The following is a 13,367-nucleotide window of genomic DNA, read 5'->3' on the forward strand; positions in this document are numbered from 1 at the left end:
TATAAGTATTTCTACTTATAAATAGGCTTATGTTTCAACGCTAGACGTTTCTTCGTCATTAAAAGGACGACGAGATCGTTTATGCTAGTCTGCTGTGGTTATGGGGAATAATGACTAGTAAAAGATGGCTTGCGAACAATTGACAGACGCCTTCCAGAACATTACCATTAGGTAAATACAAACATCAATGATGATTGCTCAAACTTCAGAGAAGGTGACTGGAATTGCAAGTAAACTATCGACCTACAATCGCGGAAATTAATTTGAACCATTTGCGTTCGAATTATCAAGCCTTCCGCTCAGCACTACCACAAGAAATGATGATATTAGCTTGCGTAAAGGCCAATGCTTATGGACATGGCGCGGTGAGAGTAGCTCAAGAAATGGAGAGAATGGGTGCTGATTATCTTAGTGTTGCTTTCTTAGATGAAGCGTTAGAACTTCGTCAGGCAGGAATAGAACTCCCCATTTTAATTCTGGGCTATACTCCACCTGAAGCAATTCAGATCGCATGGGAAAATGACATTACGATAACACTTTTTTCTCAGGAAGTACTTGAGGCTATTATCCAATTGCCTGTGCAAAGTGTTGTTAAACCTTTAAAAGTACACATCAAGATCGACAGTGGAATGGGACGACTTGGACTATTACCTGGGGAAGAGGCACTTTCTTTTATAGAGAAAGCTTGTTCCATTCAAGGAATTCAAGTTGAGGGAATGTTCACTCATTACGCCAAGGCAGATGAAGAAGATAAAAGCTATACACTGGAACAATACCGACGGTTTCGATCTGTTGCTGATGCACTAGAGGAGAGGGGCTGTAATATCCCTATTATACATACGGGAAACAGTGCGACTGCTATTGATATGCCACTTATTTCTCATAATATGGTGCGTATAGGCATTAGCCTATATGGGCTCTATCCGACAGATGAAGTGAATTGTCAGAAGATTGTACTGAACCCGATCATGACGCTGAAGACGAAAATAGTCTTTGTTAAGACGCTCCCTCCTCAGTGGGGAGTTAGCTACGGAAGCAGATATGTGACGGAAGATAATGAAATGATTGCAACACTTCCAATCGGTTATGCTGATGGATATTCCCGTATGCTAAGTGGTAAAGCAGAAGTGCTGATCCGCGGACGCCGGATTCCTGTCATCGGAACAATCTGTATGGACCAGTGTATGGTGTCACTACAATCGTTGGGTAAGGAAGCACAAGAAATCCAAGTGGGTGAAGAGGTTGTACTCATCGGCCAACAATCTGGTGAATGTATCAGCACAGATGAGTTGGCATCCAAGCTAGGTACCATCCATTACGAACTGATCTGTATTTTATCCTCAAGAGTTCCACGCTACTATATGTTAGATGGAGTCCTTCAACATATCGTCAACCCCTTATTACGGTAGGAGATCTGATATCAGATGTTTTTTTATGGTAACAATGGAAAAGGGACAGGATCTAAATTAAATTAAGCCTAGTGATTGTCTTACTAAAATGCTGATTGTAGTTTATAATGGAATGTAGCATACATGATATACGATCGGCATATATATTCATTTGTATAAAATTCCTTAAAAAAAGCTATACTGGTGCTCAGGTGATAAGGTGTTGTGGGGGTGGAAGAGAAGGTGGCTAATTTGCAGAACACGAAGAGAATTATGATCAGTTTACCAGATCATCTTTTGCAGGAAGTGGATGGGATCGTTGCGCTGGAGAATTCCAATCGTAGTGAACTCATTAGGCAAGCCATGAAACTGTATTTGACAGAACGGAAGAAGAGATATATCCGTGAGTCTATGCAACGTGGTTACATGGAAATGGCAAAGATTAATTTGACTATGGCGTCTGAGGCTTTCCACGCAGAGGAAGATGCAGACAGCACTCTAGGCCGCTCAGTAAGCGGGGTGTAAACATTGATTGTTAAACGCGGTGATGTATTTTTCGCGGACCTTTCACCTGTGGTTGGCTCTGAACAGGGAGGGGTGAGGCCGGTTTTGATCATCCAGAATGACATCGGTAACCGTTTCAGCCCTACGGTCATTGTAGCGGCGATTACCGCGCAGATCCAAAAGGCGAAACTTCCTACCCATGTGGAGATTGATGCAATCTCCCATGGATTTGACAGGGATTCTGTTATTTTGCTGGAACAAGTACGGACGATTGACAAACAAAGACTAACAGATAAGATCACTCATCTTGACGAGGAAACCATGAAGAAAGTAGATGAAGCTCTGCTCATCTCTTTAAGTTTAATCGATTTTTAAAGATGACTACGAATGATATAGGGACTACAAGGCGCACCTACGGTGCGTCTTTTTTTCAAGATTTACTTCCGTATTGCTATATTGTCGTTAGGTCATATCTCCATATTCCCATATTGCCTTCAGGCTATATTAAAGTATGATTGTAAGCATAACCATTTGAAGATATGATACATTTATCAGCTTAAGGGGAGGACACAAATGAGCATCTATATTGATCAAGATAAGCAATTATTTCATTTGCAAACAGCCAGTGCTAGTTATGTGTTTCAAGTATTACCTTCAGGATATTTAGCGCACCTTTATTATGGTAAGAAACTACGTGCAGGAGACCTAAGTTGGTTACTCGTAAGAACAGAACGTGCTTCGTTCAGCCCGAATCCAGTGGCTGAGGATCGTACGATCTCTTTTGATACACTCCCGCAAGAACTACCTGTATACGGTACGAGCGATTTCCGCCACCCGTTATTACAATGTCGTCTTAGCAATGGATCAATGATTACTGAATTTACATATTGCACCCACCGTGTGGAACGTGGAAAACCTCGTTTAGAAGGACTACCCGCAACATATGTTGAAGGAGAACACGAAGCAGAGACCTTAGTGGTTGAGCTAGAAGATAAGGTATCAGGCCTACGTATTGAATTGCAGTATACGGCATTTGAACAATATGATGTCATTACTCGCTCTATGGTTATCATCAACGAGGGTAAAGAATCTGTACAATTGCTACGAGTGCTTAGCGCCAGTGTAGACTTCCCTCACGCAGATTACGAATGGCTACAGTTATCTGGAGCTTGGACTAGAGAGCGGGATATTGTACGTCGCCCATTAACTTATGGGATGCAGAGCGTAGAGAGTCGTCGTGGTTCTAGTAGTCATCAACAGAATCCATTCGCAGCATTATTATCTCCAGGAAGCGATGAAGATCATGGTGAAGTATTTGGGTTCAGCTTAGTGTACAGTGGGAGCTTTATTGCACAGGCTGAAGTGGATCAGTTCAGAACAACGCGTCTTTCTATAGGAATTAATCCTTTTGAATTTAACTGGACACTAGAATCGGGACAATCCTTTCAGACGCCTGAAGTCGTTATGGTGTATTCAGCTGATGGCCTTGGAGGAATGTCGCATAAGTATCATACGTTGTATCGTGAGAGGTTGGCACGTGGCAAATATCGTGATGCGGAACGACCTGTACTCGTAAATAACTGGGAAGCTACCTATTTCCAATTTAATGCAGACAAGATAGAGGATATTGCAAAAGCAGGCCAAGAACTTGGTATCGAACTATTCGTTCTTGACGATGGTTGGTTCGGCCACCGTGATAGCGATAATTCGTCGTTAGGCGACTGGATTGTAGATAAGAATAAGCTTCCTAATGGACTTGAAGACTTAGTAAGTAGAGTAACGGATCAAGGGATGCGCTTCGGGCTATGGTTCGAACCTGAGATGGTGTCGCCGGACAGTGATCTGTATCGTAAACATCCGGATTGGTGTCTGCATGTACCTGATCGTCGTCGTACAGAAGGAAGACAACAACTCATACTCGACTTCTCGCGCCGAGATGTACAAGATGAGATTGTACGGATGCTCAGTGATATTCTGAAAAGTGCCCCGATTACTTACGTGAAATGGGATATGAATCGTAACATGACGGAGATTGGTTCTGCTTTGTTACCTCCTGAGAGACAGCAGGAGACCGCACACCGTTATATGTTGGGGTTATATGATGTGATGGAGCGTATTACATCAACCTTCCCTGAAATCTTGTTTGAGAGTTGTTCAGGAGGTGGCGGTCGATTCGATCCGGGTATGCTGTATTATATGCCGCAAACATGGACAAGCGATAATACGGATGCCGTATCACGTCTGAGGATTCAATATGGCACAAGCCTTGTGTATCCGATTAGTTCGATGGGTTCGCATATCTCTGATGTTCCTAATCATCAGGTAGGGCGTACAACACCGCTAGAGATGCGTGGACTTGTTGCGATGTCAGGGAACTTCGGATATGAACTAGATTTAACGAAATTTAGTGATGAAGAGAAAGAGACAGTGAAGCAACAGATCTCCCTGTATAAAGAGATTCGTAGCTTGGTACAGTTCGGACACTTCTACCGCTTGCTCAGTCCTTTCGAGGGAAATGAGACGGCTTGGATGTTTGTATCGCCAGATGGAAACGAAGTAGCTGTATTCTACTTCCGCGTCTTATCCGAATCGAATGCTCCGCTGAATCGCTTGAAATTAAAGGGATTAGATCCTAATGCAGATTATCGTCTAATGGGTGAATCTCAGATTTTTAGTGGCGATGCTATGATGTATGCAGGTATTTCGGTTGGCATGCAGCCAGGAGATTACCACAGCGAGTTCTTTAGATTCAAGAGAGTGTGAAGATTGTTTCAATAATGTTGAAGACGCGTAACCTAAGAAATATTTCTAAATAAAGAAAAGGTATCTCCTTTGGAAGAGAGCATCAGATGGGCTAACATTAGCTAGTCAGACTCTAAACCATGGAGAATACCTTTTTTTTCTGATTATACTTTGACCGTTTTCTCGGTTATATAACGGGGATTATTTTCGTTGATTATACCCTCCGCTGGAAAAATGACTGAAAGTTTGTGATAATATGATACATACCGTATTTGGAAAGAGGGATACCATTGTTAGAGAATGAAGCAGTTGTAGAGATAAATGAAGTTGAGATGAAAGCGGAAGAACAAGAACGCATTGTTAAACAAACCGCTAAAGAATTAAATATCTCCTTGAAGCAAGTTCGTACAACGGTTGGATTGCTAGATGAGGGGAATACCATTCCATTTATCGCTCGTTATCGTAAAGAGATGACAGGAGAGTTGGATGAGAATCAACTAAGAGATATTGAAGAACGAGTTGGCTACTTGCGGAACTTGGAAGAGCGTAAACGAGAAGTCATCCGAATTATAAATGAACAAGGTAAACTTACTGTTGAATTAAAAGCATCGATTGTACAAGCGGTCAAACTACAAGAAGTGGAAGATTTGTATCGTCCATATCGCCAAAAGCGCAAAACCCGTGCGAGTATGGCAAAGGAAAAAGGTTTGGAGCCTTTGGCGAACTGGATATGGGATCAGCCCAAGCAGGGGGATTTAACTGCAGAGGCAGCAACCTATGTGGATGCTGAGAAAGGTGTTGATACACCTGAGGATGCGATTCAAGGAGCCATGGACATCCTTGCTGAGAATATCGCAGATGAAGCCGTGGTACGTGCATGGGTACGTCGATATACGATGGATCATGGCATGTTAGTGTCGGAAGCGAAAGATACTGAACAAGAATCCGTATACGAGAACTACTATAGTTACAAAGAATTGGCTAAGAAGATGCCTCCTCACCGTATTCTAGCGATTAATCGTGGAGAACGAGAGAATATCCTGAAGGTAGGACTCGAAGTACCGATTGAATCCATTCATACTTTTATGGGTACAAAGGTGATTAAGCATGAATCTATCGTGAAAAAAGTGCTTGAATCTGTTATTGAAGATGCATACAAGCGTCTTATTGCATCCTCTATTGAGCGGGAGATTCGTGCAGAATTGACGGAGAAAGGTGAGAATCAAGCGATCTCTATCTTCTCTGGCAACTTGCGTAGTTTGCTCTTGCAGGCGCCTGTGAAGGGACGTTGCGTATTAGGTGTGGATCCTGCCTTCCGTACAGGGTGTAAGCTAGCAGTAGTAGATGATACAGGTAAACTTCTTGAAGTGGCGGTTACCTATCCGACTGCTCCACATCACAAAACGAAGGAAGCAACGGAGAAATTCCAAGAATTGATTACTAAATATCAGATTCAGTTGATCGTTATTGGGAACGGTACGGCTTCTAGAGAGACAGAACAATTTGTCGCTGAAGTTATTAGTGATCTACATGATAAAGAACTAGCCTATCTTATTGTTAATGAAGCTGGAGCAAGTGTGTATTCTGCTTCTAAGTTAGCTGCAGAGGAGTTCCCTGATCTAGATGTAGCTGAGCGTAGTGCTGTATCCATTGCTCGCCGTATTCAAGATCCATTAGCAGAGTTGGTTAAGATCGAACCCAAAGCCATTGGTGTCGGTCAGTATCAACATGATGTTAGCCCGAAACATTTGGAAGAGAGCCTTAAGGCAGTTGTTGAATCAGCAGTTAACCATGTTGGCGTAGATGTAAATACGGCTTCGCCATCGTTATTGTCATATGTAGCAGGTGTGAACGCGACAATAGCCAAGAATATTGTGAAGTATCGGGAGGAGAACGGAAAGTTTCTTTCCCGTAAACAATTGCAAAAAGTTCCACGTTTAGGAGCGAAAACGTACGAGCAATGTATTGGATTTATGAGAATTTCAGAAGGTAAGGATTTGTTAGATAGTACTCCTATCCATCCCGAATCTTATACCGTTGTAGGTCGTATCTTCAGTGAATTAAATCTGGAGCTTGAGAAATTGGGAAGCCAAGAACTTAGCCAGATCTTAGAACAACAAGATGTTGAGAACTTAGCTACCAAGTTGGATGTTGGTGTACCTACGTTACGTGATATTATGGAAAGCTTACAACGTCCAGGACGCGATCCACGTGAAGAGCTTCCACTTCCGATCTTCCGTACAGATGTATTGAAGATGGAAGATTTAACGCCGGGTATGGAAATGCAAGGTACGGTTCGTAATGTCATTGACTTCGGTGCCTTCGTGGATATCGGAATTAAGAATGATGGCCTAGTACACATCTCACAGTTAAGCAACGGTTATGTGAAGCATCCAATGGATATTGTCTCTGTCGGAGATAATGTGACGGTATGGGTTCTAAATATAGATGAGAAAAAGGGTCGTGTGGGACTTACCATGAGAAACCCTCGGAAAGATCAGAACTAATAACCTGATTCATCCATCAATAATATACAAAAGCTTCGCCCCCTTATTACGAAGGGAGGCGAAGCTTTTGTATACAAACTGATAAGGATGATGTTATTTATGAAGATCGACTACTGTTATTATCCGGAGTATTGCGATAGAAAAACCAACATTCATTAAGCAGTTTAATCTGACGGCGGTCACCTTTACTGAAAGCACGCATTAATTGGTTGCTTAGCCACTGCGGCAAGGGTATCTCCTCCTCTTGCAATTCCATCTGTATTCTTAACATATGGAAGAGAAGCCCGTCATGTGCAGGTTTACATATAATCTATTGCAATTCCTCTTCGTACCACTGTTCGAGTTGAGCTTGTAGTGCACGAATCTCTGTGAGTAGCGATATAATAGGGTAGCTTGTCTCATCAATAGACGCAAAAGATTGCTCTAATTCATTGATATAATCTAACCCGCCGTGTATTTTATGTTGTTCTTGCAAAAGATCTAGACCATCACATTCAGCAATGGCTAAGGGTAATGTTGGAACATCTAGTGCTGTCAGTTTGTCGATCTCTTTGTTGAGTCGCAAGTTAAGGGCACTTAACTGATAAGCATAGTCTGCAGGCATCTCGACGAACTGAAGTTCCTGCTGTTTCTGTAAAATAACGTATCTCATTTGTGGCATAGCTTGTAGGAATCCCCCTTTATAACATGGTTTAGTTAAGTGTTGCTGCTGCTATATTAATTCTTTCTATCGGTATACTTGACAGTGTAGCCTAAGGTGAAGTTAAAATTCAAGTAGATAGATTGAATTAAAAGATACATAGAAAGGAAACGAATACGTTCAATGAAAGAAAACATGAGTAATGAGGAATTGCAGGCATGGGTAGAGGATATTTCAATTCGAAGTTTCGGGGTGCCATTTCAACATCAAGCTATGTTTAATGGTCGATTATCTTCTACAGGTGGGCGATATTTCCTAAAAGGACATAACATAGAGATTAATCCTCATCAACTCGATAACTTTGGTAACGAAGAAGTGGAGAAAATCATTAAACATGAATTATGCCATTATCATCTTCATCTGAGAGGCAGAGGGTACCGACACCGTGATGCTGAGTTCAAGCAATTGTTGAAGCGAGTAGGTGGGAGTAGATTCTGTCAGACCCTACCAGGAGCCAAGGCGAGAAAACCCCAGGCATACAAATATAAGCTGACTTGCAGTCAATGTGGCATGGAGTATCTTCGTAAACGCAAGGTTGATCCTAACCGTTACCGATGTGGGAAATGCAGTGGGAAATTACGATTAGTTCATCTTGACTCTAATATCCAGGGATGATATATTAATGAAAGTAATTGTAATTACTGTTCCCTGATAGCTCAGTTGGTAGAGCACTCGACTGTTAATCGAGTTGTCACAGGTTCGAGTCCTGTTCGGGGAGCCATTATTTTTTTGGAGAGATACCCAAGTGGCTATAAGGGGACCCTCTGCTAAGGGGTTAGACTGCGTAAGCGGTGCGTGGGTTCGAATCCCACTCTCTCCGCCATATGATTAACAATAGCTATCATTTATTTTGATAAATGGAGGGGCCGATGAGGTTCCTTTTTTTGTTTCAAAAAAAGTGCTTGTCATGCCGTTTGTTATTTGTTATAATAAATCCTGTCGTCACAAGAAGTGATGCTTTCTGGCCCGTTGGTCAAGCGGTTAAGACACCTCCCTTTCACGGAGGTAACAGGGGTTCGATTCCCCTACGGGTCACCATTTTAATTTTACCTCACTTATGGCGTACCATTGTACAGTCACCGAGAGCCATTAGCTCAGTTGGTAGAGCACCTGACTTTTAATCAGGGTGTCGAAGGTTCGAATCCTTCATGGCTCACTTTTATGTTTGCGGACGTGGTGGAACGGCAGACACGCTACCTTGAGGGGGTAGTGGGGGTAACCCCGTGGAGGTTCAAATCCTCTCGCCCGCATTATAGTTTTTGAAGAAACCTTACTTTTGTAAGGTTTCTTTTTGTATGCTGAATAATGATCATCTTATCAGTGTATGAAAAAAAACCATCGAAACCATTCATAAACGATTTTGATGGCTTTTATTAAAATATAAGAAATTTAGTTTCCAACCGCTTGTTCCTTACTAGTGTTATTCTTCGTGCGCTTAATCATATAAATCGCGTAGATCGCTATGAACAATACTAGGAATATAGCTGAGGAGCGATACATTACCGCATAACTTGAATGGGAAGCGATTTGCCCTAAGAGCAGAGCACCGATGGCCACGCCCAGATCAAGTGAGTTGAAATACATACTATTCGCCATTCCTTGCTGATGTGGTGATACGGATTGTACCATCCAAGATTGAAGGGTAGGTTGTGCTGTACCGAATCCTACACCATAACATAACGCAGCAACTGCAAGGGAAGCAGTAGATGTTGAGTATGAAAGTAAGAGGAGTCCCGTGATTAGGAATAGTGCTGCCGGAATAATCAACACAATATGCCCTTTACTATCATAAAGTTTGCCAGATATCGGACGGACAATGACCACGGAAATGACATTAAACAAGAAGAATAACGATGCATTCGCAAGATGAACTTCTTTTCCAAATAAGATTAAGAAACTTAATAAACCGCCATATGTAATGGACATGAGCATGTTAAGTAAACTTGGGATGATCAGACTCTTGTTGAAACCTTGTTTTTGAGATGTGGCTGCGAGATCTTTAGGTGCTGCAGTCGGAGATTTTACCTTTTTACTTAATGGATAGATAATTGGAAGAATCAATAAGCTTGTTGCCAATGTTGCATATACTAATGTAGGAAAGCCGCTCTGATTCAATAGGGTACTCCCAATAACCGGTCCTAGCGATAAGGCGATACTTGTGGATAACCCGAAATAACCTAGACCTTCTCCTAATCGTCTTATAGGAATTACACCGGAAGCCATCGTAGGCAACGTTGTACTTCCCATCCCGAAACCAATTCCAAATAGAACACGCATAAGTAGTAATAACGCTAACGTTCCGCTCCATAGATAACCGAATGTAGCGAGTGTGATCAGGATAAGTCCAGTGAACAGAATCGCGTTTCTTTTGCCTTTCTCTAATGCTTTGGCAGAGAATAGACGTGAAGCGATGGCTGATAATGCAAATATAGTTGTGAAAAGACTAACCGTAAGGTCGTTTGCATGGAAATGATCCTTAACATAAGCGGGTAGTGGCGAGAGAATCATTTGTAAATTTAAAAATAATAATAAGTTACATAGGGTCAGCATGATGAACTCTCTGGTCCACAGCTTTTCTTTGATGGTTGTCATTCTAACAATAACCTCTAATCTTGATGAATTTGTTCGATATTATGTTGGATTTGTTGCATGATCTGTTGTAATAACTGTAGTTGTTCATCCGTGACGCCAGATATTATATTGTCATTCAATTCTACTTCGATTGGAATCGTAGCTAGGATGAGTTTTTTTGCAGATTCCGTTGGGTGGATCAAAAATGCTCTGCGATCTGTAGAGTCTGTGCTTCTTGTAATGAGTTGTTTCTTATCCAGAACGTCTAGGATTCGTGTAACGGTGGGTTGATCCTTCTCTGTTCGTCGTGCAATCTTCTTCTGATTAATCCCTTCCTCAAGGTATACCTGATAGAGAACGGACCATTGTTCAGGGGTGATGTCATAGGGTTTGAGTTGAATCGAGAATAAGGTGCTTAACTTGCGAAAAATATGGGCATATCTGAAACCGATGGACTGTTCAGGGGAAGGAAATCTAGACAGCTTAAACACTCCCTTAGAGTTAGTTGTTGTAACAATTATAAGTACAACAATAATGGTTGTCAACGACAATAAGATTAAAGGTACGTTGAGACCTATACTAAGGCAGCTTGAAAATTATACTTCGGATGGGTTATCCAGTGCAGAGGAGTATTTAGGATATAGCGTACGTATACAATCAGGACAAATATCATGGGTGAATTCAGCATGTGTATGTTTCTCCAAAAAATGTTCAATGGCATTCCACAGGAGATTATCATCTTTAATACGTTTGCAGACAGCGCATATGGGAATGAGGCCTCGTATTGTTCTGACCTGCGAAATAGCTTCTTGTAAATCGTGCTCTAATTGTTTCCTTTTAGTGATATTCGTAATCAATATGTTTGCTCCCTTAACGGAGTTAGTGCCATACGCTAAAAGTGGAGAGATTTCTATCATAAGCCACTCTAACTTTTGGTTTATTTTTATACTAAAGTCGTGAGTGAAGGATTGAAGATGTCCTTGAATAATACAGTGGAATGATGATGTTAATAATGTGTGTAATTCTAGTTCATCACCACGGATTTCGCTAATATGAAAAAAATTAACACCTAGCCATTGGAATGTTGAAGGATAGTTATGATACATAGATAATGCTTCCCAGGCTGGATTTACAGCAATAACACGACCTTCACGATTTAGGACTACAATACTTTGTTGTAATGAATGAAGGACTTCGTGATGTAGTGTAGCGGTGAAATTTGACATGAGTGGTCTCTCCCTGCAACATGAGTAGATTATGAACAAATAGATGGAAATTCTGTGATATAATTCAATGGAGACATACTGGATAGTATATACTTTTTTACGTAATTATTCAATATATAATACTTACATGCGTCACTTTTCTCGACAACATTGGAAGGCGGTCATAAGATGCAGACAATTTACCAGCGAATTGAAATTTTAATTAAGAGCAAAGGAATGACTAAAAAGTTATTTTGCGAAGAGTTAGGAATTAGTACAGGGAATTTCGGTGATTGGAAAAGAGGAAAGTCTACACCGAGTACAAATAAGCTGGTTGAGATTGGTGCCTATTTCAATACTAGTCTGGATTGGCTCATTGTGGGCAGAGAATCGCAGGGCGAACTCTTGAAAGAAGAGCAAGAACAATATTCAACAGAAGTAATACGGCAAATACAACGTAATTCTTCTAAATTAAGTGAACAGGAATTGGGGTTTATTAAGGAATGTATTGAATTTACAGATTACAGAAGAAATCAACTTTCCGAATAAAAAAGCTTGTGCTCATTAGAAACGGGTACCTTCCATATTTATGGAGGGTACCCGTTTCTATTGTTGTCATGATTGTTATGGTGATTTAGGCAGTAGAGGAAAATTCATGAACATCCTTAGAGTGCATTGTAACGGAATGCCACTCTGGTGCTAAGAGATCAAGAGAGGTTTGGATCCATCGTTTCTCATCTTCACTGGAAATGTTCATAACGACCGAAGCGCTATGGATACAAGAGGATACTGCTGAGAATATGTATCCTTGTATCGCTTGATCACAGTCTGTGCCTAGTTTTTGGTTAATCCAAGCGTGTACCGTAATTAAGCAACCTACAGCCTCGTGTTTCTGTAGCGTTTCTTCCAGTTCATCGAAGTCCATCCATGGATAAAGAGCCCGAGCTAATTTTAAAAGGCGTTTTCCGTTCTTCTGAGCCGTATGTTTATCGATCGGATTATGATTGCGATCGTGAACGGATTTATCAATTATTGCAATTCGTTCTAGGTCGTTACTCTCAGTAGCGTGATATACCTCTTTGAGCGCCCTAATCTCTGTGTGAAGTAACACATTCTCAAGTTGGCATCTTAAGAATAAATCGAGTTCATCGCGGTTATGAATGTTACCCTTTGATATTTCAGCTTCGAACCCAGATGAATGCCTGAATCCACCTACGTACAAGGAGGAATCTAACATTTGTACGTAATCAAGTAACTTTCTGCCTTTGTCCATGTCATGACACCTCCATGTAATATATTTCGCTATTATGGGAATTGTTTGAATTGTTATATGTTATATAAATTGACGTATCTGTACTTGTGTTAGAGTTATATTGAATTTATTGAACTAATCATACTGAATAGTCACATTGTTGTCAATTTAAATAATGAAAAAAATGTAAATACTATCATCAATATGTTATGTTGTATTACATAAGTGAAGTGCGGTATGGATAGGTCTTTTTTCTTTACTTTTCATAGGCTGCCATGTAAAATATATTGTGTTGCTAAGGGAAATTCCTCTTTATTTTTACGCGGTCGTGGTGGAATGGCAGACACGCTACCTTGAGGGGGTAGTGGGGGCAACCCCGTGGAGGTTCGAGTCCTCTCGACCGCATTAATTAAGTCTTATACGTGCAGGAAAAAGGCAGCTCAAGGTGATTTATCCTTGAGCTGCCTTTTTGGTATTTCTTTTCTGGGTCTTGAAATG

Annotated in this window: 13 protein-coding genes and 6 tRNA genes; 13 read left to right on the forward strand and 6 right to left on the reverse strand. The window is 41.1% G+C overall.

Annotated elements, in window-relative coordinates; translation table 11 throughout:
• Positions 1-224 precede the first annotated feature (224 nt).
• The 5 genes from alr to AC1D69_RS04400 all read left to right on the forward strand — a co-directional run bounded on the left by alr (position 225) and on the right by AC1D69_RS04400 (position 7,141).
• A complete protein-coding gene (alr, locus tag AC1D69_RS04380; RefSeq protein ID WP_495454938.1) occupies positions 225-1,409 on the forward strand; it encodes an alanine racemase in 1,185 nt (394 codons plus the stop codon).
• 222 nt (positions 1,410-1,631) lie between these two features.
• Positions 1,632-1,913: a CopG family ribbon-helix-helix protein gene (locus tag AC1D69_RS04385; protein ID WP_068528371.1), complete on the forward strand. Its 282-nt coding sequence runs from the start codon at positions 1,632-1,634 to the stop codon at positions 1,911-1,913.
• Positions 1,914-1,916: 3 nt separating this feature from the next.
• Positions 1,917-2,267 carry a type II toxin-antitoxin system PemK/MazF family toxin gene (locus tag AC1D69_RS04390; RefSeq protein WP_068527880.1) on the forward strand — a complete coding sequence of 117 codons (351 nt, stop codon included), beginning with the start codon at positions 1,917-1,919 and terminating at the stop codon, positions 2,265-2,267.
• Positions 2,268-2,465: 198 nt separating this feature from the next.
• The gene (locus AC1D69_RS04395) at positions 2,466-4,655 is read left to right on the forward strand and encodes an alpha-galactosidase (protein ID WP_495454939.1); all 2,190 of its coding nucleotides are present in this window, start codon (positions 2,466-2,468) and stop codon (positions 4,653-4,655) included.
• A gap of 311 nt (positions 4,656-4,966) precedes the next feature.
• Positions 4,967-7,141, forward strand: coding sequence for a Tex family protein (locus AC1D69_RS04400; RefSeq protein WP_495455290.1), 2,175 nt, complete (start codon positions 4,967-4,969; stop codon positions 7,139-7,141).
• 97 nt (positions 7,142-7,238) lie between these two features.
• On the opposite strand, the gene cmpA is transcribed toward AC1D69_RS04400, so the two are convergent.
• Together cmpA and AC1D69_RS04410 are read right to left on the reverse strand one after the other, a co-directional pair.
• Entirely contained in the window at positions 7,239-7,370 is a 132-nt protein-coding gene (gene cmpA, locus AC1D69_RS04405) for a cortex morphogenetic protein CmpA (protein ID WP_495454940.1), read from the reverse strand.
• 81 nt (positions 7,371-7,451) lie between these two features.
• Positions 7,452-7,802 carry a hydrolase/acyltransferase gene (locus AC1D69_RS04410; RefSeq protein WP_495454941.1) on the reverse strand — a complete coding sequence of 117 codons (351 nt, stop codon included), beginning with the start codon at positions 7,800-7,802 and terminating at the stop codon, positions 7,452-7,454.
• Between the two features lie 162 nt (positions 7,803-7,964).
• Between AC1D69_RS04410 and AC1D69_RS04415 the strand changes: the two genes are divergently transcribed.
• From AC1D69_RS04415 to AC1D69_RS04440, 6 genes are all read left to right on the forward strand, one after another.
• Positions 7,965-8,456, forward strand: a complete 492-nt coding sequence (locus tag AC1D69_RS04415) for a SprT family protein (RefSeq protein WP_495454942.1) — start codon at positions 7,965-7,967, stop codon at positions 8,454-8,456.
• Between the two features lie 30 nt (positions 8,457-8,486).
• Positions 8,487-8,562, forward strand: a tRNA-Asn gene (locus AC1D69_RS04420).
• A gap of 10 nt (positions 8,563-8,572) precedes the next feature.
• Positions 8,573-8,664, forward strand: a tRNA-Ser gene (locus AC1D69_RS04425).
• 140 nt (positions 8,665-8,804) lie between these two features.
• Positions 8,805-8,879: transfer RNA gene (locus AC1D69_RS04430), tRNA-Glu, on the forward strand.
• A 45-nt stretch (positions 8,880-8,924) separates the two neighbouring features.
• Positions 8,925-8,997 (forward strand) — tRNA-Lys (locus AC1D69_RS04435).
• A gap of 11 nt (positions 8,998-9,008) precedes the next feature.
• Positions 9,009-9,091 (forward strand) — tRNA-Leu (locus AC1D69_RS04440).
• Positions 9,092-9,230: 139 nt separating this feature from the next.
• Here the strand turns inward: AC1D69_RS04440 and AC1D69_RS04445 are convergent.
• From AC1D69_RS04445 to AC1D69_RS04455, 3 genes are all read right to left on the reverse strand, one after another.
• Positions 9,231-10,433 (reverse strand): MFS transporter, encoded by a 1,203-nt coding sequence (locus tag AC1D69_RS04445; RefSeq protein ID WP_495454943.1) that lies wholly within the window; start codon positions 10,431-10,433, stop codon positions 9,231-9,233.
• 14 nt (positions 10,434-10,447) lie between these two features.
• Complete coding sequence (locus AC1D69_RS04450) at positions 10,448-10,903, reverse strand: MarR family winged helix-turn-helix transcriptional regulator (RefSeq protein WP_495454944.1); 456 nt, start codon at positions 10,901-10,903, stop codon at positions 10,448-10,450.
• A 105-nt stretch (positions 10,904-11,008) separates the two neighbouring features.
• Positions 11,009-11,638, reverse strand: coding sequence for a nitrogen regulation protein NR(II) (locus AC1D69_RS04455; protein WP_495454945.1), 630 nt, complete (start codon positions 11,636-11,638; stop codon positions 11,009-11,011).
• Between the two features lie 168 nt (positions 11,639-11,806).
• Between AC1D69_RS04455 and AC1D69_RS04460 the strand changes: the two genes are divergently transcribed.
• Positions 11,807-12,166 carry a helix-turn-helix domain-containing protein gene (locus AC1D69_RS04460; RefSeq protein WP_495454946.1) on the forward strand — a complete coding sequence of 120 codons (360 nt, stop codon included), beginning with the start codon at positions 11,807-11,809 and terminating at the stop codon, positions 12,164-12,166.
• Positions 12,167-12,251: 85 nt separating this feature from the next.
• Here the strand turns inward: AC1D69_RS04460 and AC1D69_RS04465 are convergent, their stop codons facing one another.
• Entirely contained in the window at positions 12,252-12,890 is a 639-nt protein-coding gene (locus tag AC1D69_RS04465; protein ID WP_495454947.1) for an urease accessory protein UreF, read from the reverse strand.
• A gap of 301 nt (positions 12,891-13,191) precedes the next feature.
• Between AC1D69_RS04465 and AC1D69_RS04470 the strand changes: the two genes are divergently transcribed.
• A tRNA-Leu gene (locus AC1D69_RS04470) sits at positions 13,192-13,274 on the forward strand.
• Positions 13,275-13,367 lie beyond the last annotated feature (93 nt).

This window comes from Paenibacillus sp. Y301 (genome assembly GCF_059445505.1).